This is a genomic window from Pseudomonas sp. URMO17WK12:I9 (assembly GCF_900230165.1).
In the GTDB taxonomy this organism is placed as follows: Bacteria; Pseudomonadota; Gammaproteobacteria; order Pseudomonadales; family Pseudomonadaceae; genus Aquipseudomonas; species Aquipseudomonas fulva.
Map to the genome: position 1 here is coordinate 165,649 of NZ_OCMQ01000006.1, position 20,883 is coordinate 186,531.

At 62.7% G+C, this 20,883-nt stretch carries 22 protein-coding genes and 1 tRNA gene; 13 read left to right on the forward strand and 10 right to left on the reverse strand.

Annotated features, from left to right (window positions below; genetic code table 11):
* Positions 1-46: 46 nt before the first annotated feature.
* From aroC to CRP40_RS14350, 3 genes are all read left to right on the forward strand, one after another.
* Positions 47-1,138: a chorismate synthase gene (aroC, locus tag CRP40_RS14340; RefSeq protein ID WP_027914301.1), complete on the forward strand. Its 1,092-nt coding sequence runs from the start codon at positions 47-49 to the stop codon at positions 1,136-1,138.
* An 81-nt stretch (positions 1,139-1,219) separates the two neighbouring features.
* Positions 1,220-2,374: an MFS transporter gene (locus CRP40_RS14345; protein WP_027914302.1), complete on the forward strand. Its 1,155-nt coding sequence runs from the start codon at positions 1,220-1,222 to the stop codon at positions 2,372-2,374.
* On the forward strand, positions 2,371-2,907 hold the full coding sequence (locus CRP40_RS14350) for an oxidase (RefSeq protein ID WP_027914303.1): 537 nt from the start codon (positions 2,371-2,373) through the stop codon (positions 2,905-2,907). The genes CRP40_RS14345 and CRP40_RS14350 overlap by 4 nt, the downstream gene beginning before the upstream one ends.
* Before the next feature lie 172 nt (positions 2,908-3,079).
* On the opposite strand, the gene CRP40_RS14355 is transcribed toward CRP40_RS14350, so the two are convergent.
* Positions 3,080-3,352, reverse strand: a complete 273-nt coding sequence (locus tag CRP40_RS14355) for a DUF3509 domain-containing protein (protein ID WP_023535336.1) — start codon at positions 3,350-3,352, stop codon at positions 3,080-3,082.
* A gap of 271 nt (positions 3,353-3,623) precedes the next feature.
* Here CRP40_RS14355 and CRP40_RS14360 point away from each other — a divergent pair, with 271 nt between their 5' ends.
* Both CRP40_RS14360 and CRP40_RS14365 read left to right on the forward strand, forming a co-directional pair.
* Positions 3,624-4,157, forward strand: a complete 534-nt coding sequence (locus CRP40_RS14360) for an ankyrin repeat domain-containing protein (RefSeq protein ID WP_027914304.1) — start codon at positions 3,624-3,626, stop codon at positions 4,155-4,157.
* A gap of 59 nt (positions 4,158-4,216) precedes the next feature.
* Positions 4,217-4,747 carry a hypothetical protein gene (locus CRP40_RS14365; protein ID WP_027914305.1) on the forward strand — a complete coding sequence of 177 codons (531 nt, stop codon included), beginning with the start codon at positions 4,217-4,219 and terminating at the stop codon, positions 4,745-4,747.
* Between the two features lie 31 nt (positions 4,748-4,778).
* Here the strand turns inward: CRP40_RS14365 and CRP40_RS14370 are convergent, their stop codons facing one another.
* Positions 4,779-5,717 carry a ZIP family metal transporter gene (locus tag CRP40_RS14370; protein ID WP_027914306.1) on the reverse strand — a complete coding sequence of 313 codons (939 nt, stop codon included), beginning with the start codon at positions 5,715-5,717 and terminating at the stop codon, positions 4,779-4,781.
* A 130-nt stretch (positions 5,718-5,847) separates the two neighbouring features.
* On the opposite strand from CRP40_RS14370, the gene CRP40_RS14375 reads away from it, so the two are divergent.
* The 4 genes from CRP40_RS14375 (at position 5,848) to CRP40_RS14390 (ending at position 9,131) form a co-directional block, all read left to right on the forward strand.
* On the forward strand, positions 5,848-6,039 hold the full coding sequence (locus tag CRP40_RS14375) for a PLD nuclease N-terminal domain-containing protein (protein ID WP_027914307.1): 192 nt from the start codon (positions 5,848-5,850) through the stop codon (positions 6,037-6,039).
* A gap of 153 nt (positions 6,040-6,192) precedes the next feature.
* Positions 6,193-8,250 (forward strand): LTA synthase family protein, encoded by a 2,058-nt coding sequence (locus CRP40_RS14380; RefSeq protein ID WP_023535377.1) that lies wholly within the window; start codon positions 6,193-6,195, stop codon positions 8,248-8,250.
* A gap of 138 nt (positions 8,251-8,388) precedes the next feature.
* Positions 8,389-8,625: a hypothetical protein gene (locus CRP40_RS14385; RefSeq protein ID WP_023535304.1), complete on the forward strand. Its 237-nt coding sequence runs from the start codon at positions 8,389-8,391 to the stop codon at positions 8,623-8,625.
* A 173-nt stretch (positions 8,626-8,798) separates the two neighbouring features.
* Entirely contained in the window at positions 8,799-9,131 is a 333-nt protein-coding gene (locus tag CRP40_RS14390; RefSeq protein WP_023535326.1) for a ribonuclease E inhibitor RraB, read from the forward strand.
* A gap of 30 nt (positions 9,132-9,161) precedes the next feature.
* On the opposite strand, the gene CRP40_RS14395 is transcribed toward CRP40_RS14390, so the two are convergent.
* Positions 9,162-9,962, reverse strand: coding sequence for a cytochrome c (locus CRP40_RS14395; protein WP_027914308.1), 801 nt, complete (start codon positions 9,960-9,962; stop codon positions 9,162-9,164).
* Between the two features lie 527 nt (positions 9,963-10,489).
* Between CRP40_RS14395 and CRP40_RS14400 the strand changes: the two genes are divergently transcribed.
* A complete protein-coding gene (locus CRP40_RS14400; RefSeq protein WP_023535311.1) occupies positions 10,490-11,221 on the forward strand; it encodes an amidotransferase in 732 nt (243 codons plus the stop codon).
* A gap of 32 nt (positions 11,222-11,253) precedes the next feature.
* On the opposite strand, the gene CRP40_RS14405 is transcribed toward CRP40_RS14400, so the two are convergent.
* The 3 genes from CRP40_RS14405 to CRP40_RS14415 form a co-directional block, all read right to left on the reverse strand.
* Positions 11,254-12,225: a magnesium and cobalt transport protein CorA gene (locus CRP40_RS14405; RefSeq protein WP_027914309.1), complete on the reverse strand. Its 972-nt coding sequence runs from the start codon at positions 12,223-12,225 to the stop codon at positions 11,254-11,256.
* A gap of 68 nt (positions 12,226-12,293) precedes the next feature.
* Positions 12,294-13,007 (reverse strand): 1-acylglycerol-3-phosphate O-acyltransferase, encoded by a 714-nt coding sequence (locus CRP40_RS14410; protein WP_027914310.1) that lies wholly within the window; start codon positions 13,005-13,007, stop codon positions 12,294-12,296.
* A 102-nt stretch (positions 13,008-13,109) separates the two neighbouring features.
* Positions 13,110-13,799: a crotonase/enoyl-CoA hydratase family protein gene (locus CRP40_RS14415; RefSeq protein ID WP_027914311.1), complete on the reverse strand. Its 690-nt coding sequence runs from the start codon at positions 13,797-13,799 to the stop codon at positions 13,110-13,112.
* Positions 13,800-13,997: 198 nt separating this feature from the next.
* On the opposite strand from CRP40_RS14415, the gene CRP40_RS14420 reads away from it, so the two are divergent.
* Positions 13,998-14,087, forward strand: a tRNA-Ser gene (locus CRP40_RS14420).
* A 169-nt stretch (positions 14,088-14,256) separates the two neighbouring features.
* On the opposite strand, the gene CRP40_RS14425 is transcribed toward CRP40_RS14420, so the two are convergent.
* On the reverse strand, positions 14,257-16,389 hold the full coding sequence (locus CRP40_RS14425) for a TonB-dependent siderophore receptor (RefSeq protein WP_027914312.1): 2,133 nt from the start codon (positions 16,387-16,389) through the stop codon (positions 14,257-14,259).
* A 136-nt stretch (positions 16,390-16,525) separates the two neighbouring features.
* A complete protein-coding gene (locus CRP40_RS14430; protein WP_027914313.1) occupies positions 16,526-17,716 on the reverse strand; it encodes an MFS transporter in 1,191 nt (396 codons plus the stop codon).
* A gap of 106 nt (positions 17,717-17,822) precedes the next feature.
* Here CRP40_RS14430 and CRP40_RS14435 point away from each other — a divergent pair, with 106 nt between their 5' ends.
* Positions 17,823-18,713 (forward strand): LysR family transcriptional regulator, encoded by an 891-nt coding sequence (locus CRP40_RS14435; RefSeq protein ID WP_027914314.1) that lies wholly within the window; start codon positions 17,823-17,825, stop codon positions 18,711-18,713.
* Here CRP40_RS14435 and CRP40_RS14440 read toward each other — a convergent pair.
* A complete protein-coding gene (locus CRP40_RS14440; RefSeq protein WP_027914315.1) occupies positions 18,710-19,180 on the reverse strand; it encodes a GreA/GreB family elongation factor in 471 nt (156 codons plus the stop codon). The two genes, CRP40_RS14435 and CRP40_RS14440, sit on opposite strands and share 4 nt — an antisense overlap.
* 2 nt (positions 19,181-19,182) lie before the next feature.
* Positions 19,183-19,572 carry a hypothetical protein gene (locus CRP40_RS14445; RefSeq protein ID WP_027914316.1) on the reverse strand — a complete coding sequence of 130 codons (390 nt, stop codon included), beginning with the start codon at positions 19,570-19,572 and terminating at the stop codon, positions 19,183-19,185.
* A 129-nt stretch (positions 19,573-19,701) separates the two neighbouring features.
* On the opposite strand from CRP40_RS14445, the gene earP reads away from it, so the two are divergent.
* A complete protein-coding gene (gene earP / locus CRP40_RS14450) occupies positions 19,702-20,835 on the forward strand; it encodes an elongation factor P maturation arginine rhamnosyltransferase EarP (protein ID WP_027914317.1) in 1,134 nt (377 codons plus the stop codon).
* Positions 20,836-20,883 lie beyond the last annotated feature (48 nt).

Below are 20,883 nucleotides of genomic sequence, written 5' to 3' on the forward strand. Positions count from 1 at the left end.
TATACTGCCGCTTTCGTTCACTTCAGGCAGATCTCGCGGAGCGTCCATGTCCGGCAATACCTACGGCAAGCTGTTCACTGTCACCACCGCTGGCGAAAGCCATGGCCCGGCGTTGGTCGCCATTGTCGATGGGTGCCCGCCAGGCCTTGAGATCTCTCTCGCCGACCTGCAGCGTGACCTGGACCGGCGCAAGCCCGGCACCAGCCGCCATACCACCCAGCGCCAGGAGCCCGATGAGGTGGAAATCCTCTCAGGCGTGTTCGAAGGGCGCACGACCGGTTGCTCCATTGGCCTGCTGATCCGCAACACCGACCAGAAGTCCAAGGACTATTCGGCCATCAAGGACCTGTTCCGCCCGGCCCATGCCGACTACACCTACCACCACAAATACGGCACCCGCGACTACCGTGGCGGCGGGCGTAGTTCGGCCCGCGAAACGGCCATGCGCGTGGCTGCCGGCGCCATCGCCAAGAAGTACCTGGCCACCCAGGGCATCACCGTGCGTGGCTACATGAGCCAGCTGGGCCCGATCGAAATCCCTTTCAAGACCTGGGACTCGGTGGAGCAGAACGCTTTCTTCAGCCCCGACCCGAGCAAGGTGCCGGAGCTTGAGGCGTACATGGACCAGCTGCGCCGCGATCAGGATTCGGTAGGCGCCAAGATCACCGTGGTGGCCGAGGGCGTGATGCCGGGCCTGGGCGAGCCGATTTTCGATCGCCTGGACGCCGAGCTGGCCCACGCGTTGATGAGCATCAATGCTGTGAAAGGTGTGGAAATCGGCGCAGGCTTTGCCAGCGTCGCGCAGCGCGGCACCGAACACCGCGACGAGATGACCCCGCAAGGTTTTCTCAGCAACAACGCGGGCGGCATCCTGGGTGGTATCTCCTCGGGCCAGCCGATCGTTGCCCACCTGGCACTCAAGCCCACCTCCAGCATCACCGTGCCGGGCCGCTCGGTGGACGTCGACGGCAACCCTGTGGACGTGATCACCAAAGGCCGGCATGACCCCTGTGTAGGCATTCGCGCCACCCCGATCGCCGAGGCGATGATGGCCATCGCGCTGATGGATCACCTGTTGCGCCACCGTGCCCAGAACGCCGAGGTAAAGGTGAGCACGCCGGTGCTGGGCCAGCTCTGACCCACCTGGGCCTGTTTTCTCGCGGCGGTGACTCAAGCGGCTGAGTCACCGCCGGCAGGCCCTGCTTTCCAAGGCAACCCCATGCAGCCAATACCCTACTGGCGATTGTCCAGTTTCTACCTCTTCTATTTCGCCTTGCTGGGGTCCACGGCGCCGTTCCTGGCGCTGTACTTCGACCACCTGGGCTTTTCGCCCGCGCGGATCGGCGAACTGGTGGCCATTCCCATGCTGATGCGCTGCATAGCGCCCAACCTGTGGGGCTGGCTAGGGGACCGGACCGGCCAGCGCCTGCTGATCGTGCGGCTTGGGGCGCTTTGCACGCTGGCAACGTTCAGCCTGATCTTCTTCGGCAAGAGCTACGCCTGGCTGGCGATGGTCATGGCCTTGCATGCGTTCTTCTGGCACGCGGTGCTGCCGCAGTTCGAGGTCATTACGCTGGCGCACCTGCACGGCCAGACGTCGCGCTACAGCCAGGTACGGCTGTGGGGGTCGATCGGTTTCATCCTCACCGTGGTGGGGCTTGGGCGCCTGTTCGAGTGGCTGAGCCTGGACATCTACCCTGTGGCCCTGGTTCTGATCATGGCGGGTATCGTGGCCGCCAGCCTCTGGGTACCCAATGCCCAGCCCGTCGAGCACGGTGAGCGGCAGGGGGCCGGCGGTTTCCTCATGCAGCTGCGTGCGCCTGGGGTCCTGGCGTTCTATGCCTGTGTGGCACTCATGCAACTGAGCCATGGGCCGTACTACACCTTCCTTACGCTGCACTTGGAGCATCTGGGTTACAGCCGAACGGCCATTGGCCTGCTGTGGGCGCTCGGGGTGGTGGCGGAGGTGGTGATGTTCATGCTAATGAGCCGGCTGTTCGCGCGGTTCAGCGTGCGCCGGGTGCTGCTAGCAAGCTTCATACTGGCCGCGGTGCGCTGGCTGTTGCTGGGTAACCTGGCGGCGGAGCCCAGCGTACTGGTGGGCGCGCAGGTCCTGCATGCGGCCACCTTCGGCTGCTTTCACGCCGCCAGCATCGCCTTCGTACAGGCCAGTTTCGGCGCCAGGCAGCAGGGGCAGGGCCAGGCCCTGTATGCCGCGCTGTCGGGTACCGGCGGCGCCCTGGGCGCGTTGTACGCCGGCTACAGCTGGAACATGCTGGGCCCTGGGCTCACCTTTGGTATGGCCAGCGCCGCAGCACTGGCAGCAGCCGTTATCATGGCCTTTTATTCGCAACCGAACAGGACCTTACGATGAGCATCCTCTGCGTATTCGATTCCTCCACCCCGCAGTTGCCCAACAAGGTGCTGACCCACGCCGAAGACATCACGGCCGCGCTCGCCGAGCATGGGGTGACGCTGACCCAGGCTGAGCACGGGCTGCGGGTGCGTCCGGGCACTTTGCACGATGAGATGATGGAAGCTTGCCAAGCCCATCTGGATCACCTGATGACTACGCACGCCTGCCGGGCCTATGCGGTGATCAACCGTGACGGCATCGAGGCGCAAGGCCCTGATCTGCGCGATGAGCATGTGCTCGAGACCAACGAAGTGATCGCTGTGGTGAGCGGACGCGTGCAGGTCGGCTTGCGCCTGGGCGCTGGGGTGTATTCGGTGATGTGTGAGAAGGGCGACCAGTTGCGCGTGCCGGCGGGGACGCGGCGCTGGCTTGAGCTGGGTGAGGCGCCGTTTTGCCTGGCGTTCAGGCTATTTGCAGCGCAAGCGGGGAGTCAGCCGATCTTCACCGGCGATGCGAGCGCGCGAGCGTTTTTGGGGATAGACGAGCTGTAGCCTTGCGCCCAAGACATGTGATGCCCGGGTAGGAGCGGCCTTGTGCCGCGATGGGTCGCGTAGCGGCCCCGGCGGTATTAGCTTTTACGCCGAAATCTTGGGGCCGCAGTGCGGCCCATCGCGGCACGAGGCCGCTCCTACCTGGAATGGTCGCTTTCGGGCAGTGAAAGAATCAGCGATAAGTCGGCAACGCAAAACGCTGTTGGCTCTGCAGCATCGAGATCACCGGCAGCTCGCTGGCTTGCTCGGCCAGGTCACGGCGGATGGCGCTGATGGCCCAGGACAATTGCTCGGCACTGTGCAGTTGGGTGTAGGTCAGTACACGGCGGGTAACCTTGCCGTCGGCCGCACGCAGAGTCAGCAAGATGCCGCCGTCAGGACGTGGTTGAGTCGCTACTTGGTAAGCAGGGAACACCGAGACGAATTTTTCCTGGATAAGGTTCATGACTACTCCTGACAAGGTGTGTGGCAATCGATGTCTAGATAGATTGCAGCGACCGTGCCAGAAACAGCGTGTAGGAAAAATCCAATAAAATCAGGGGCTTGGGCTACTTTTGGAGAATGCTTTCCATGCAAGCTGCAAGGTCATGCATTTTGCACAGTGCATTTTGCACGGCGAGCCGATCAACACTATGGGCTCGATAGAAACGGAACCTTTGACGCGCAGGAAGGGCCTGACAAACACTTGGGCAACGATTTCTACCAGGAGGTTCCTTATGTCCACCCAGACTGCGCCCGCTCAGCCTGCTCAAATGTCTTCCGATGAAGCGGCGGCCTTCGCCGCACAAGTATTCGACAAGGCCCGTCAAGGCGATGCCCCGATGCTGGAGCGCCTGCTGCAAAGCGGTCTGCCGGTGAACCTGCGTAATCACAAGGGCGACACCCTGCTGATGCTGGCCAGTTACCACGGCCACCATGACGCCGTTCAGGTGCTGCTCAGCCACGGGGCCGATCCGCTGATCGCCAACGACAATGGGCAGTTGCCCATCGCCGGTGCCGCCTTCAAAGGGGACATGGCCATGATCCGCCTATTGCTGGAAAACGGTGTACCGGTCGATGCCGCTGCCCAGGATGGACGCACGGCACTGATGTTGGCCGCCATGTTCAACCGTGTCGAGATCCTCGAGTACCTGCTGGCCCAGGGTGCCAACCCCGCCTTGCAAGATGCCCGTGGTGCCAACGCACTGATGGCAGCCCAGACCATGGGCGCAGTGGACGCCACCGCACGCCTGCAAGCGCTGGCAGGCTAACGGGCAGGGGGCGTTTGCGGCTATCCTTGGCGACTTTGCCATCGCCACAGGCCCCCCTCATGAAAACTCAGCTGCTCGAATTCATCCGCCTCATCGGTGCAGGCTGCCTGCGCGAAGAAGACATCGAGCGCATTGCCGACGAGGCTGCCCAGGCCTACGCCGACCCCGACGCCTTCCTGGCCGCCAACCCCGACATCAACTACGACGACAGCTTTCCCATCCCACTGGGCGAATGGATAGTGCTCGGCAGCCTGCCCGATACCGTGGTATTCCAGGCCGACACTTATCAGGAGCTGTTCCAGCAGATCAGCGACTCTTTCGACAAGAGCGTGCCGTTCACGCTCAAGCCCAAGCAGCTGGCACGCACCGAACCGCTCGTTGCGCTCAACCGCATCCAGGTGCAGATGGGAGCGCTCAACAAGGAAGCCGGTGGCTACGTACTGCTCGATTTCAGCCAGTTGCTCGATGATGAGTTGCAGATGGTCATGGTGGGCCAGCAGGATCTGGAACGGGTCCAGGCGCTGGCCGCTGAACTCGGCATCAAGGCCGAGCCAGCCCTGGATGCCCTGAAAATCGCCCTGCACGCCTGACCGTTTCGTACAGGGCCGCACACCGGCGCTGTCAGCCCAGTGCGGTGTCCAGGAACATCATCACCGCAAAACCGCCCATCAGGCCGAGCGTGGCTGAGGTCTGGTGGCCGTGACGGTGGGTTTCAGGAATGACCTCGTGGCTCACCACGAAGATCATCGCGCCCGCCGCCAGCCCCATGCTGATGGGGTAGGCCACGGCAAAGCCGGTGGAAATGCCCAGGCCGATGATCGCGCCCAAGGGTTCCATCACCCCTGAACCAATCGCCACCAGTGCGGCCTTCAGGTTGGACAGCCCGGTCGCCCGCAGCGCCAGCGCCACGGCCAGGCCCTCCGGGATGTCCTGGATGGCGATGGCGGTAGTCAGTGGCAGGCCGATGTTCATGTCACCGTTGGTGAAGCTCACTCCGATGGCCATGCCCTCGGGCAAGTTGTGCAGGGTAATGGCCAGCACGAACAGCCAGACCCGGCTGAACCGTTCGGTTTCTGGCCCAACCACGCCGACGCGTTCATGCTCGTGCGGTGTGAAACGGTCAAGGCCCAGCATCAGCAGCACGCCCAACCCCATGCCGACGACCACGATCAAAGCCGCACCCGGCCCACTGCCGGTGATTTCCCGCGCCGCGTCCAGACCCGGCAGGATCAGCGAAAACGAACTGGCCGCCAGCATCATGCCGGCAGCGAACCCCAGCATCACGTCCTGGTTACGGCTACTGACATCACGCAAAACCACGGCCAGCACGGCGCCCAGTGCGGTGGCGCCAAACCCGGACAGGCCACCGAGCGCGGCCAGGTGCAGGTTTTCGGAATGATCGCCGTTGACCGCGTTCCACAGGCTTGCACCCAGCAGGATCACGACGGCCACCAGGCTCAGCGCAAGGCCTGCTCCGACCCAGGGGTTGTTGGCTATCTGTTGCCGCCACACGCTGAACGGCGAGGGCGGGGTGGCGCTGTGGCTGTGGGCAGGTGGCATGCAGAACCTCTGATCGAAATGACGATGCATCATAGGCAGTGACCTGCTGGCCAGGCCAAGGATTCCCTTCTATTGAACCGATAGGGGGCTATGCTATGCAGCAATACACTCATCAACTGGAGTACGCGGTATGGGATCGATGTTCAACAGCCTGGTAGGTCTGATCATTCTTGCCCTGGATATCTGGGCCATCATCAACGTCTACAAGAGCGACCGCGAAGTGGGCGTAAAGGTGTTGTGGATTCTCCTGATTGCCCTGCTGCCAGTCGTGGGGCTGGTGATCTGGGCCATCGCCGGGCCGCGCGGCTCGGGCCGGCTTTGAAGTCAGCACAACTACACCCCTGGCGCCACAGGCGCATCCAGGCCGTGACAAAATTTTCACAATGAATTAAACAGAATCCGCACCCGCACAATGCCGCGCTGGTCTTGCGCCAGCGCCTTCTTCGCAAACCGCATTTCTAGGACCTTCCTGTTCATGGCCAACCCGGACGCCTTGAAGCAACGGCGCGCGCGAGCGCCGTTCTCGCCGACCCTCAAATCCCACCTGGCCTATACGCTGCTCAGCGCGCTGGTCATCATGCTGATGCTCAGCCTCGTGCGCCTGGCACTGCTGGTCTACAACAGCGACATGATTGGCGACACGCCAGCGGCCACGGTCGCCGAAGGGTTCGTCAACGGCCTGCGCTTCGACCTTCGGGTGGTGGTGTACATCAGCATACCGCTGCTGCTGGCACTGCTGAGCCCCTGGGCCATGGCCCGCCGGGGTGTGTTCCGGTTCTGGCTGACGCTCACCGCCAGCGTGGTGATGTTCCTGGGCCTGATGGAGCTGGACTTCTATCGCGAGTTCCACCAGCGTCTGAACGGGCTGGTGTTCCAGTACATCAAGGAAGACCCCAAAACCGTCATGAGCATGCTCTGGTACGGCTTCCCAGTGGTGCGCTACCTGCTGGCCTGGGTGTTCGGAACCTGGCTGCTCAGCCTGCTGTTCAAGGGTGTGGACCGGCTGACCCGCGGGATTGGGACCCAGCCGGTGGCTGCCTGGTATTACCGCCTGGCAGTGTTCATGGTGATCCTGCTGGTGGCCGTGATCGCCGCCCGTGGCACCCTGCGTCAGGGCCCGCCCATGCGCTGGGGTGACGCGTTCACCACCGACTCGAACTTCGTCAACCAGTTGGGCCTCAACGGCACCCTGACCCTGATCGACGCCGCCAAGAGCCGCTTTGGCGAGGACCGCGCCAACATCTGGAAGCCGGTGCTTGAGCAGAACCTGGCGACCCAGACCGTACGCCAGCAACTGCTGACCCCCCATGACACCCTGGTCGATGCCGACGAAGCTGCCGTACGCCGCGATTTCGTGCCGCCAGCCGAGGGCACCCTGCCCATCAAGAACGTGGTGGTGATCCTAATGGAGAGCTTCGCGGGCCATTCGGTCGGCGCGCTGGGCAGCCCCAACAACATCACCCCTTACTTCGACAAGCTGGCCAAGGAAGGGCTGTTGTTCGACCGTTTCTTCTCCAACGGCACCCACACGCACCAGGGCATGTTCGCCACCATGGCGTGCTTCCCCAACCTGCCAGGCTTCGAGTACCTGATGCAAACCCCGGAGGGCGGTCACAAGCTGTCCGGGCTGCCAGCCTTGCTCAGCGCCCGTGACTACGACGACGTGTACGTCTACAACGGCGATTTCGCCTGGGACAACCAGTCCGGCTTCTTCGGCAACCAGGGCATGACCACCTTCATCGGCCGGCAGGACTTCGTCGACCCGGTGTTCTCTGACCCGACGTGGGGCGTGTCCGACCAGGACATGTTCGACCGCGGCAATCAGGAACTGGCCAAGCACGATGGTAAAAAGCCGATCTATGCCTTGCTCCAGACCCTGTCCAACCACACGCCGTACGCCCTGCCCAAGGACCTGCCGGTGGAGAAGGTGACCGGGCAAGGCCGCCTGGACGAACACCTGACGGCCATGCGCTACTCGGACTGGGCCCTGGGCCAGTTCTTCGAGAAGGCGCGCAAGGAGCCTTACTTCAAGGACACCCTGTTCGTGATTGTGGGTGACCATGGTTTCGGCAACCATCAACAGGTCACCGAACTGGACCTGGGACGGTTCAACGTACCGCTGCTGCTGATCGCCCCAGGCATCCAGGAGAAGTTCGGTGCGGTCAACCATACCGTGGGCACCCAGGTCGATATCGTACCGACCATCATGGGTCGCCTGGGCGGCCAGACGCGCCATCAGTGCTGGGGGCGCGACTTGCTCAACCTGCCTGAGGGCGACCCAGGCATCGGCATGATCAAGCCTTCGGGCAGCGAGCAGATCGTGGGCCTGGTGCAGGGCGACCGTATCCTGATCGAGTCCAAGGACATGACCCCGCGCCTGTACCGCTATCAGTTGGGTCGCGAGTTCAAGGCCGAGCTCATCGAAAGCCCGGACCAGCCGCAGTTGCTCAAGCAGCTCGAAGCCTATATTCAGACGGCCACCAAGAGCTTGCTGGACAACACGGCAGGGGTAGTGCACGGCACGCCGAAGTAACCGTGTCCACGCCCCCGACCAGGGCCGCTACCGGGCGGCCCTGGTCGGGGGTGTTCAACTTTCTGAACATTCCCCAAGGGCCAAGGTCAGTTATTCAGGCATCGCGTAAGGTGTCGTTTGATTGAGAGGGCTCGTTCGATGAAAGAGTGGGAAGTCATCTTTGCCGACCAGAAAGGCGCACCGACCTCGATCGTGCTGCAGGCAGAACATCGCCCCAGCGAGGAAGACGCCGCCCGTGCCATCCGCACGCGGTTGTTCCCGGTCATGGATGAGCTGGACCTCAACGATTTTCAGGATCGCGCGGTTTCCCCCACGGCGCGCTGGCTGAAAGAACACAGCGGCGTCACCATCACCAGCATTGAAGAGGCGCCCTGATTCACGGTTTGCGTAGCGTCCGCCTGGGCACTACGCTGCATGAAGGTGCCCGCCGGCTGCGCAGGCGGCACCGTTCCCACCCGCGTCTTGTATCAGCTCGAACTGCCCGACGATTTGGGGCAGGTGCCCGTGCACGGAAAGTCTATCCACTGCGTTATTCAGGAGGACGATTCATGAGCAGCCAACACGACGATATCAGCAGCAACGTCCTGCGCCAGATGAAGGCAGGCGGTTTCGATTTCACCCAGATTCACCCTATCGAGTTCTATGCCGTTTTCCCGGATGAAGCCGCTGCGCGTCGCGCAGCCGGGGAGTTTCGTGGCGAATCGCTCAACGCTCAGGTGACCGAGCTCGATGACGGTGCCTGGCACCTGGAACTCAGTAAAATCATGTTCGCCACCCACGGTGGCATTGGCGATTTCGAGGAGGCCTTCGAGCAGGTTGTCACGCCTTATGGCGGCGAAGTGGAGGGGTGGGGGGTCAAGCACGAGCGCCTCACGGCCTAGGCCATTGGGCCGTCCTGCGGCCCAATTTTCTCAGGATTTGCGCGTGGCCATGTGCCGCAGATACGCCAGCAGCGCATCGAGTTCCTTATCACTCAGCACACTTGGGGCAAAGCCCGGCATTTTCGCCTGGGGCCATTGCCGCAAGCTTTGTGGGTCCCGAATCAGCCTGCGCAGGTAACCTGGCTGGAAGTATTCGGTCGGGTTATGCGGCACGTTCAGATCAGGCCCTACCTGAGCATCCCCTGCACCGTTAAGGCGATGGCAGGCCAGGCAGTTTTGCTGGAACAGTGCAAAGCCTTGTCGCACGGGACTGCCGCTGGGCAGCTTCGGGTCCGGCAGCAACGCCGGAAGCCGCTGCTCGACAGGCGCCAGCTTACGGATCGTGGAAATCTGAAAGGGCCATTGTTCGGGGCGAATGCCGCTTGCTTGCGGCGCGGTCCACACCAGGTAGAACGGCCCTGCACTCGGTTTGCCCTTGCTTAGGGGCGGCCATGGGTCGCCCGGGTCTTCGACGGCTAGCCAGGCCTGCGCCGGGCCGGATTGAAGCAAAGGGCCAGCGGGCATTTCTGCCGCAAAGCCATCGGCTGCAATGGCCTGCAGATGGTCTTCTGGCCCCACACCCTCCAGCAGCACCGCCAGGGGCACTGCGCGATAGCGCATGGGGCGCTTATAGGAAACGTCCTCGCTGATATCTACCGCTTTGGCCTGGGAATGCGCGAGCAGCTGTTCGCTGCTCCACTGTGTTTGGCCAGTGCCCAGTTCAAGGTGCAGTTGGGCCGCCGACAGCGGCAGGCATGACAGCAGGGCTGCCAAGGCAATGCATGGGCGCATGGGATACTCCGGCCATCAGGGGCCAGCAGGTTACCGCTATGCAGCCAGCTCCCGCCACCACTGGCCTTAACCGAACACCCGTGTCAGGTTCGGCAGTATCAGCAACAGCGTGGTCGCGAAAAGAATGAGCCCAGCTTGGCGAAGTTTCGATTGTCTGAACATGGCGGACCGCCTTCTTGTTGTTATTCCTCAATACCCGTTGGCTTCCTTGTCACACGTTGGGTCGATCGCAATGGCCCCTACCGGCACCTGCACCGCTTGCCTCATGAATGTGGACATACCTGCAACATTAGGGTGTACACGATTCAGGCTTGAGAACCCTTTGTTCTAACTACCAACGCCTATAAAGCATTTCGATTTAAAGCATCAAGCCATCGCGCTGATAGGCTTCAGCTAGACAGGCTCGCTGTTTTTGTACTGCCTCTACCCGGCGTGCACCGTTCGTCTGCGCGACCCTCTTGCTTGTACGTGCCTTTCGCGTCACGCTCTATAGCTGTTTTCCATCCATGTCGTTCAGGACTATCCCTATGTCGTTACGCATCTGCATCCTTGAAACCGATGTTCTGCGACCGGAATTGACGGCGCAGTACGAAGGCTACGGCAGGATGTTCGAGCAGCTCTTCGCCCGTCAGCCGATCACAGCACAGTTCAGCGTGTATAACGTCATGAACGGTGAATATCCGGCAGAGGATCTCACGTTCGATGCTTACCTTGTGACGGGCAGCAAAGCCGATTCGTTCGGTTCCGATCCTTGGATCCAGACGCTCAAGGCTTACCTGCTCAAGCTGTATGACCAGGGTGAGAAGCTGCTGGGCGTGTGTTTCGGTCACCAGTTGCTGGCACTGACCCTGGGTGGCAAGGCGGAGCGGGCCGAGCAGGGCTGGGGCGTCGGCGTGCACCGTTATTCACTGTCTGCACGGGCACCCTGGATGCAACCTCAGGTGTCTGAGCTGACCTTGCTGATCAGTCACCAGGACCAGGTGACCGAATTGCCCAAAGGCGCCACGGTCATCGCATCCAGTGATTTCTGCCCCAATGCGGCATATTGCATCGGCGATCAGGTGCTGTGTTTCCAAGGTCACCCAGAGTTCGTGCATGACTACTCCCGGGCCCTGCTCGACGCTCGACAGGCGCATCTGGGCGATGAGGTCTACCACAAGGCCGTCGCCAGCCTAGCCACCGAACATCAGGGTGACGTGGTAGGCGAGTGGATGTTGCGTTTCATCCAGCAACCGACCAGCAAGCACAACGCGGCCTGACAGGGCAGGGGCGCCGGGTGCCCCTTGCTTTGTTACAACCAGCCGGATTTCTTGAAGCTGGCGAACAGCCCTGCGCATCCGGCCGCAATCACCCCCAGCACCACGTAGTAGCCGTAGTGCCAGCTCAGCTCCGGCATGTTCTGGAAGTTCATGCCGTAGATGCCGGCAATGGCAGTGGGGAAGGCCAGAATGGCCGCCCAGGCGGCGAACTTGCGCTGCACGATACTCTGGCGAGATGCTTCGAGCAGCATGCCGATCTCGATGGTCTGGCTGGCGATGTCGCGAATCCCGGCCAGGTCTTCCATCTGCCGGGTCACGTGGATCTGGACGTCGCGAAAGTAGGGGCGCATGTTTTTGTCGATGAAGGGAAAGCTCAGGCGCTGCAATTCCTCGCTCACTTCCACCATGGGCGCCACGTAGCGGCGCAAGCGCAGCAGATCGCGTCGCAGGCTGTGCAGGCGACGGATGTCGGCTTCGAGCAAGGATCCGCCGAGCACGCTCTGCTCCAGCGCTTCGATTTCCCCATGAATCGCCTCGCTGACGGGCTGGTAGTTTTCGGTAACGAAATCCAGCAGCGCATACAACACGAAGTCCTCGCCGTGTTCGAGCAGCAGCGGCCGCGCTTCGCAGCGTTGGCGCACCAGGGCATAGGATTTGGAATGGCCATTGCGACAGGTGATCACGTAGCCATTGCCGGCGAAGATGTGGGTTTCGATGAATTCCAGCCGCCCCTGCTGGCGTACCGGTGAATAGGTGACGATGAACAAGGCGTCGCCGAAGGTTTCCAGCTTCGGCCGGCTGTGTTTCTCCAGAGCGTCTTCGATGGCCAGTTCGTGAAGGTTGAACTGGCGTTGTAGGTTGGCCAGCGCTTCGGCGTCGGGCTCCTCCAGCCCGATCCAGACGAAGTGGCCTGGCTTGCGTGCCCATTCGCTGCCTTCATCGATACTGATGTTGGTGACCTTCCTACCGGCGCTGTACACCGCCGCTGCCACGACTCGCCCCATGATTGCCCGCTTTTTTGTGGTTGAACACGGCCTACAGCTTGGGCTGTAGTGGGCGGGAGAGCAACGGGTCAGGGCAGTTCGTGTTCCATCCGGTCGATGCACTGCTGCATGTGGGTGCGGCACTGCTCGATCAGCGCAGGCAGGTCCTGTTGCGTCATGCCGGTGGTGGCGATGGGAGGCAAGGAGCGTACGATTACCGTCCGGCGCCGCCAGCTGTTGAGGTTCAGCCGGTGGGCATAGCGGCTCACGCACACGGGCACGATGGGTACCCCGGCCTCGATGGCCATGTGGAATGCGCCTTTCTTGAACGCCAATAGCTGTTCACTGGCGTTACGCGTGCCTTCAGGGAATATCCAGATGGAGGTGTCGTTCTGCAGGACGCGGGTGGTCTTTTGCAACGCCTTGCGGGCCTGGTAGGCGTTCTTGCGGTCGACCAGCACGTTGCCGCCCAGCCAGAACAACTGCCCGAACAGCGGAATCCAGCCCAGGCTCTTCTTGCCGATGGCCACGGTGCGTTGCGGGACCACCTGGCCCAGGACGAACAGGTCGAAGTTGGATTGGTGGTTGGCGATGATGACGCAGCCCGGTGGCTGGTCCCACAAAGGCCCCACCTGCTTCTGGACCTTCAGGCCCATGAGCCAGGTAGCCGGCACGCTGTAGAGCCGGGCGAACACGCGGCTGTTGTCGGGGTTGAACGGGCGGCACAGGCCAATGATCAGCCCCACGGCGCCGACGGCGAGAAAATGCAGCGCCAGCAGGAACATGCGAAGAACGTAAAGCATGGTACGACTCACACCAGACAGTCGCCCGGCAGTGTACGACTGTGCACTGGCCGGGGCAAACCCTGGTGGAGGCGCTCTGGTCGATCTGTGCAGGTGGTGAGGTCACCCCATGTGTTGCTGGTCCAGCTCGATAGCCTTGTCCAGGGCTTCGAGCAGGCCCTTGCGGACCTTGAGCTTGGTGTTCTTGTGGGCCAGCATGTTCAGCTGCTTGAGCGCTTGCGCTGTAGCCAAGGCGGTCTCCATCAGTTGCTCGGCGGGCACCACCTTGTCCAGAAAGCCTGCATCCACCGCCCCCTGGGGGTCGAACACTTCGGCGTTGATCACCGAGCGGTGGAAGGCCGAGCGGCGCAGACGGTCACGGGCCAGTTCGATCCCGGCATGGTGCATGGTCATGCCGATCTGCACTTCGTTCAGGCACACCTTGTACGGGCCTTCGACGCCAATGCGGTAGTCGGCCGACAGCAGCAGGAACGCCCCTTTGGCTACGGCGTTGCCTGGGCAGGCCACCACCACTGGAAACGGATGCGACAGCAGGCGGCGCGCCAGGGTGGAGCCTGCGGTGACCAGCGCGATGGCCTCTTTGGGGCCGCGGGTCATGACCTTCAGGTCGTAGCCGCCCGACAGAATGCCCGGCTGCCCGGTGATGATCACCACTGCCCGGGCCTCGAGGGCGCGATCGAGCGCTGCATTGAACGCGTCGATGACGTCCGGCGAGATGGCATTGACCTTGCCGTTGTTCAGGGTCAGGGTGGCGATGCCGTCTTCGGCATGGTAGGTGATCAGCTCGCTCATGGCAGAGTCCTTTTGTTGGCGTGGCGCCGACGTTACCCAGCAGCGCAGGCCAGGTAAAGCAGCAAGGCTGACTGGCCAGTCAGGCGCTGCCGACGGCGAGATGCAAATGCATGAAAAAACTGAAAAAAATGCTTGCCAAAGGAAACGTCTTTCACTAAATTAGCGCACCTCGACAGGCCATACGGCTTGAAGAGAAACGGTGAAGTGTCCGAGTGGTCGAAGGAGCACGCCTGGAAAGTGTGTATACGAGAAATCGTATCAAGGGTTCAAATCCCTTCTTCACCGCCACATTCTACGAAGAGCCCCTGTGCTGCAAAGCATGGGGGCTTTTTGTTTTTGGGGTGTTTATTGATGGGGCTGCCGACGGTGTGTGAGGCACGGGCTGCAGCTTTGCAGCGGTAATCGCCGCGGCCCCGGCGATTCCTGCTGCGAAGCGAGTAATCTCAGCCACTACAACTCAAAAACTCACCGAAGCCGACAACCGTGCCGTACGCGGTGCCCCCTGGAACAGGTAGTTATCCCCCAGATAATCCCCCACATCCCGCCAATAACGCTTGTCGAAGACGTTGTCCACTGTCAGCCGCAGCGCCGTGTCATACCCCCCGACGCGCGTCTGGTAGCGCCCGCCCAGGTCGAACACGGTATACCCACCCACCGCCACGTTGCCGGCATGATCAGCGTACTTGCGGGCGCTGTAGCGTACCCCGCCCAGTATCGCCAGCCCTGGCACCGGCAGGGTGTACTGCGCCTGCAGGGCTGCCCGGAACCTTGGCACGTTGATGGCCTGGTGCCCCTCACGCTCAGCCGTACCACTGCCGACCACCCGCGCATGAATGGCGGCCGCGCTGGCCTGCAACTGTAAGTTGGAGGTCACCCAACCGCTGGCCCCGAGTTCCAGCCCCGTGTTTTTCTGCTGGCCTTGCTGCACATAGGTGAAAGCGCCGTCGCCGTCAGGGCGGGCGTACTGGTACGCCTGACGAATCTGGAACAACGCAGCGCTCACGCTCAGCGCCTCCCAGTCATGCTTGAGGCCCACTTCCAGCTGGTGCGAGAGGGTGGGCGCAAGGATCTGCGCAGCGTTACGGGCAAACCACGGTGCAGTGCCGCCCGCCGAAAGGCCTTTGGCGTAACTGGCGTAGAGCGTCGTGTCTGGTGCAGGTTTGAAGACCAGCGCCGCGTTGGGCAGCAGTTGATACTGGCGAGTGTGCCGCCCGGCGGTGCCGGTTTCATCCCAGGTGCGTTCATCCAGGCGCACTTCCCGGGCGCCGACGATGGCTTGCCAGTGTTCACTGAACGTCACCCGATCAGTGACGAAGAGCCCATACTGGCGGCTATCCAGACGCCTTTCGCGAGCGCCGACGGGTTGGTCCGAGGGGGCAAGGTCGGGCGCGGCTTCATCCAGGTTGCCGGTGCCGAGCCACGCGTTGTAGTACGGACGCTGGTCCAAGGTGCGGCGCTGGACGCTGGTGCCCAGGGTTAACGCGTGGCCCACGCCCAGCGCATCGAAGCGCCCATCGAGCGTGGCCTGCGCCTCGTCGATACGCCGGGTATCGTCGGGGCTGCGAAAATCATAGATGTCGTAGTCGCCGGTGCTGCTGAAGAAGGCGCCTTCCCCAGAGCCCCAGGCAAAGGCACTGTAGTCGTCGATCACCGCCTGGCTGCGTGAGGCGCTGACCGTGCCTGTCCAGGCCTCGCCGAATCGGTACTCCAGGCGCCCGCCCAGGTTGAGCGAATCGTTCTGCACAGGCTTGGCCCACTGCTGGTAGGCAAGGTGGTTCTCAGGGTCTACGTCGTGGGGCAGGCGCGTGCCGCCCAGCAACTGGTAACCCGGTACCGAGCGCTGCTGGCGGTGCTGGTAGTCGGCGTCCAACTGCAAGGTGGCGTTCGGGCTGATCTGCCAGTCGAAGGCCAGCGCCGCGAAATCACGCTGGCCGTCGGCATGCGCGACATAGGAGCGAATGTCCTCATGCGCAAGGTTCACCCGCAGGCCGAGCTGCTGCTGGTCGCCGAACCAGCCGCCGACGTCGGTGGCCAGGTAACGTTCGCCCTGCGCGTTGGTGGACAACGTGATCCGGCGCACAGGCTCGGCCCGCTTGGTCACATAGTTGACCAGGCCCCCGGGCGCCGACACGCCGCTTTGCAGCCCCGACAAACCCTTGAGCAGTTCCACCTGCTGCTTGTTCTCCAGGGCCACGTTCTGCTCACCGACCATGGTATGCCCGTTGAGGCGATAGCTGCTGGCGGCATTGAGCTCGAAGCCGCGCACGTTGAAGTTTTCGTAGTAGCCGACCGGTGCGTAGCTTTCCCCCACCGAAGCGTCGCCTTGCAGCACTTCGCTGAGCAGGCGCACCTGCCGATCCTCCAGCAAAGGCTGGCTGAAAACGCTGATCGATGCCGGGGTGTCAAGCAGGGGTGCAGCCTGAAAGCTGCCTACGGCAGCCTCACGTGCCTGGTAGCCGTCGTTGCCGTAGGTATCAGACACCTCAAGCGGGTCCAGTTGCACCCCGTGGTCTGCGAACACCGCAGGGCATTGCAAGGCCAGGCCCAGGCTTAGCAGGCGAAAGGGCAGGCGAGGGTGACGCGGGGGCATGCGTGGGGCTCCTGAAGGCGCGGCACAGGCCGTGAAAAAGGCCGCATAGTATCAGTCGCTTCAGGTATTGGGCGCGGACAAAAGCCTGGGAGCCCCGACTTGGGGGCTGCGCACCACGCAGCCCCCGTAGGCACGGCTATTGGCGCACCAAGGCTTCGGGTTTGGCTTTACGCGCTGCCACCCACCACACTACCAATGCCAGCGCGCCAATCACCAGGCCTGCCACCACGATCCCTGGCCAGCCCTGGCGCTGGAACAGTTGCGTGCCCAACAGTGACCCCAAGGCGCCACCGATGAAATAGCACGTGATATAGCCCGCATTGAGTCGGGTGCGCGCTTCGGGGCGCAGCGCGATGACCGCGTTCTGGTTGCTCACATGCACCAGCTGCACGGCCAGGTCGAGCATCAGCACGCCCAGCAGCAGGGCCAGCAAGGACTGCTCGGCAAAGCCCAGCGGCACCCAGGACAGCAGCAAGACCACCAGCCCCACCGTGGTCCCCAGCGAGCCTTTGCCATGGTCAGCCAGCCGCCCGGCCCAGTTGACCGAAAGCGCCCCGGCCGCACCTGCCAGGCCGAACAGGCCGATCACCGCATCGGAGTAATGATACGGCTCGTTGGCCAGCAGAAATGCCAGGGGCGTCCAGAACAGTGCGAACAGGCTGAACGCCAACAGGCCGAGCAGCGAGCGCAGGCGTAGCACCGGCTCTTCGATGAATAGGCGGAACACGGAGCCAATCAGGGCGGGATAGCGCAGGCCTGCATGGCTGTGATGCTCCGGCAGGCTACGATGCAGCGCCAGGGCCGTGATCGCCATCAGCACCGCAGCCAGCACGTAGATGCTGCGCCAGCCGCCCAGTTCGGCCATGAAGCCTGCGGCCGTGCGCGCCAGCAAAATGCCCAGCAGCAGGCCGCTCATCAGGGTGCCGATGGCACGGCCCCGTTGATTGGGCTCGCTCAACGAGGCGGCCATGGGCACCAAAATCTGCGCCACGACGGAGAACAGCCCAGTCAATGTGGTGCCGAGTATCAACCAGGGCAGGCTGGGGGCACAGGCACTGATGACCAGGCCAAGCGTGGCGATCACGGTCATCACGGTGATCAGCCGGCGTTGTTCGAACAGGTCGCCCAGCGGTGCCAGCAGCAACAGGCCGGCCCCGTAGCTCAGTTGCGCGGCAATCACGATGCTGCCGGCGCTGGCGGTGCTCAAGCCGAACTGCTGGGCGATGCTGTGCAGCAGCGGTTGAGCGTAGTAATTGCTGGCCACGGCCAGGCCAGTGGCCGTGGCCATCAGCAGAATCAGGGCACGGCTGAGGGTTGGGGTGTGCATGGTGGTTCTCGTGACGGGCAGTGAAGTGGGGAAGATTATCGACGCCCTCGACGCATGACACCAATGTATAGTTCTCACGCCATCCATCTTGAAAGCAGATTGATCCATGAATCTCAAGCAGCTCGAATATGCATTGGCGGTGGCCGAGACAGGCAGCTTCACCCGTGCCGCCGAGCGCTGCCATGTGGTGCAGTCGGCGCTCAGTCATCAGGTGGCCAGGCTGGAAAGCCAGCTGGGCGTGAGCCTGTTCGAGCGCACCTCGCGCCGGGTGTGGTTGACCCCGGCAGGGGAGGCGTTCGTACTAAGCGCCCGGCCAGCGGTGGAGGCCGCGCGACGCATTGCCGACGATGTGGCCGCCGCCTGTGGCCAGGTTCGCGGTCGGCTGACCATCGGTGAAATCAGTTCGCTGACGGCGCTGGACCTGGTCGACCTGCTTGCCGAGTTTCACGTGCACTATCCGGATGTGGATGTACGGTGGCTCACGGCCAAGAGCGAACGGTTGGTCGCCGATGTGCTCGAGCGTCGCCTGGATGTGGGTTTCATCGGGTTGTGGGAAGGCGAGGGCGTGCAGGGGGTACAGCATCGTCTACTGGCTCGGGAGGCTCTGGTCGCCGTGCTTCCACCCACCCACCGCCTGGCCGGACACGGGCAATTGACGCTCGCCGACCTGGTCCAGGAGGTGCTGGTGGATTTCCCGGAAGGCACCGGTGCGCGCCGGCAGACCGACGAAGCGTTCCAGGCGGCAGGGCTGCAACGTCGGGTGCAGTTCGAGATCGGTCATGTGCGGCTGGTGGAGAAGTTCGTGCAGCGCGGCATGGCGATCGGCCTGGTGCCGGAGCGAGTGGCCCAGGGCTTTGACGGCGTGGCCAGGGTACAACTGCTCGATGCGCCGGTACGGCACCTGTACGCGATCTGGTCCGCCCACCCGACACCCGCCGCCCGGGCTTTTCTAGCGCTCATGGAGCAGCGCCTGGGGGCGCTTGAGCACAGGCGCTAGATCACCTCGACGAGGGTCCAGCCTGTGGCATTGAGACTGACCTCCTCGTCAATGCGCTTGCCCATCAGTTGTTGCCCCAAAGGTGAGCGCGGCGTGATCACCATGACCACCTCATCGCCCAGGCCGATCTTCAACCCAGCCGCCTCGGGCCCGATGATCAGCCTGCGGCATTGGCCCTGTTCATCTTCCAAGGTGACCACCTGGCTTACCTGCACCCCTTGTTCAGGGTCGTAGTCGCGCAGCTTCAGCTGTCGGTAGGTCTGGAGTGCCTGGCGGATCTCGGCGCTGCGCCGGGCCTGGCCCGTGGCCAGGTAGGAGGCTTCCAGGCCCAACGTGTCGTACTTGTTCTCGGCGATGTTTTCTTCGGCAGTGGCAGCTTCATAAGCGCTCTGCGCTGCTCGGGTTACCACATCCAGGTCGTGTTCGAGGGCCGCGATGATCTGCGCTATCAGGTGGGTCTTGTTCATGATCAGTAACAGAACTCCAGCACGTTGGCCTGGCTTTTGTCTGTGGGGGCCGTGCGGTTCTGCTGTAACCAGAACTGGCATTTGGGGGTGTTGAGGTTGCGGGGGTTGCCTTCGGCGGCTTGCTCCAGTTGCTGCTTGTGCAGCGTGTCCTTGTAGCGCTCGAACATTTCGGCCTGGGCGTTCGGTGGCTGCGTCGAGGTCGGCGGCGTAGCGCCGCGGGGGGCGTCCTGCGCGGTGGCTGGCTCCGGTGCCTCGACCGGGGTGGGCATCAGCTGGTCCACAAGCCACAGGCTGGCAGCAATCGCCACAGCGCCCAGCCATAGGCCCAGCGCGATGCTCAGTATCAGTGGCAAGGGTTTGAGCGTGATCGTCAGTTCGCGGCGACGGGGCATGGTTGCTTCCTGGCAAGGTGGGCGTTGGCGCATTGTTGCATGCGCGTTGGCATTTTTACGCGCACGGCTGTCTTTGGTGACAATTTATGCGCAGAATCCGCAGCTTTGGCACGGGTTAGGGAGCCGAGCATGACAGCCACGTGGGACATCTTTTGCAGCGTCGTGGACAACTACGGCGATATCGGTGTGACCTGGCGCCTGGCTCGGCAACTGGTGGCCGAGCACGAGGTCGCCGTGCGCCTGTGGGTTGATGACCTCAATGCCTTCGTGCCTTTGTGCCCGGGCGCAGACGCCACTGCGGCGCAGCAATGGCTACGAGGTGTGCAGGTGCGTCAGTGGTCGTCTACCTGGGTGCCGGTGGAGCCGGGTGATGTGGTGATCGGTGCGTTCGCCTGCCAGTTGCCGGATGCATTTGTCCAGGCCATGCGAGCGCGCCACACCCCGCCTGTGTGGCTGAACCTTGAATACCTGAGTGCCGAGCCATGGGTGGAGGGCTGTCACGGGCTGCCGTCACCGCAGCCAAACGGGCTGCGCAAGGTATTTTTCTTCCCGGGCTTCACCGAAAAAACCGGTGGGCTGCTTCGCGAGCATGACCTGTTGCCAAGGCGTGATGCCTTCGAGCGGTCCAGCCGAGCGCGCACAACGTTTCTCGAGGCTTTGAAAGTAACGCCCGCGCAGGGTGCCCTGTTGATCATGCTATTTGCCTATGAGAACCCGCAGCTTGCCAGCTGGCTGCAAGCGCTGGCCACCGACCCGCAGCCGTCTCATGTGCTGGTACCGCAAGGGCGAAGCATCGCCGGGCTTGGGCAGTGGCTGGGGGTAACGCACCTTGAGGCGGGCGATGTGCATGTGCGCGGATCATTGACGGTGCAGGTGTTGCCTTTCGTCAGTCAGGACGATTTCGACCGGCTGTTGTGGAGCTGTGATTTCAACGCCGTACGAGGCGAGGATTCCTTCGTTCGCGCCCAGTGGGCGGCCAAGCCCATGCTTTGGCACATCTACGTGCAGGAAGAAAACGCGCATTGGGAAAAACTCGAAGCGTTCCTGGCGCTTTATCGACGCGGCTTGTCGGACGAGGCGCAAGCGGCCCTACTCGGGTTATGGCGTGCCTGGAACAGGGATCAGGACATGGGGCAGGCCTGGCGCGCAGCCCGCCCGCATTGGGCGCAGTTGCACCAGCATGCCCGTTGCTGGGCTGCCCAGCAGGCCGCTGGGCCGGACCTTGCCAAGGCGCTAGTACACTTTTGTGGAAATTCGCTATGATATGCGGCCTCGATTTTTATAAATCCATCCAGATTCGGATACTGCGTA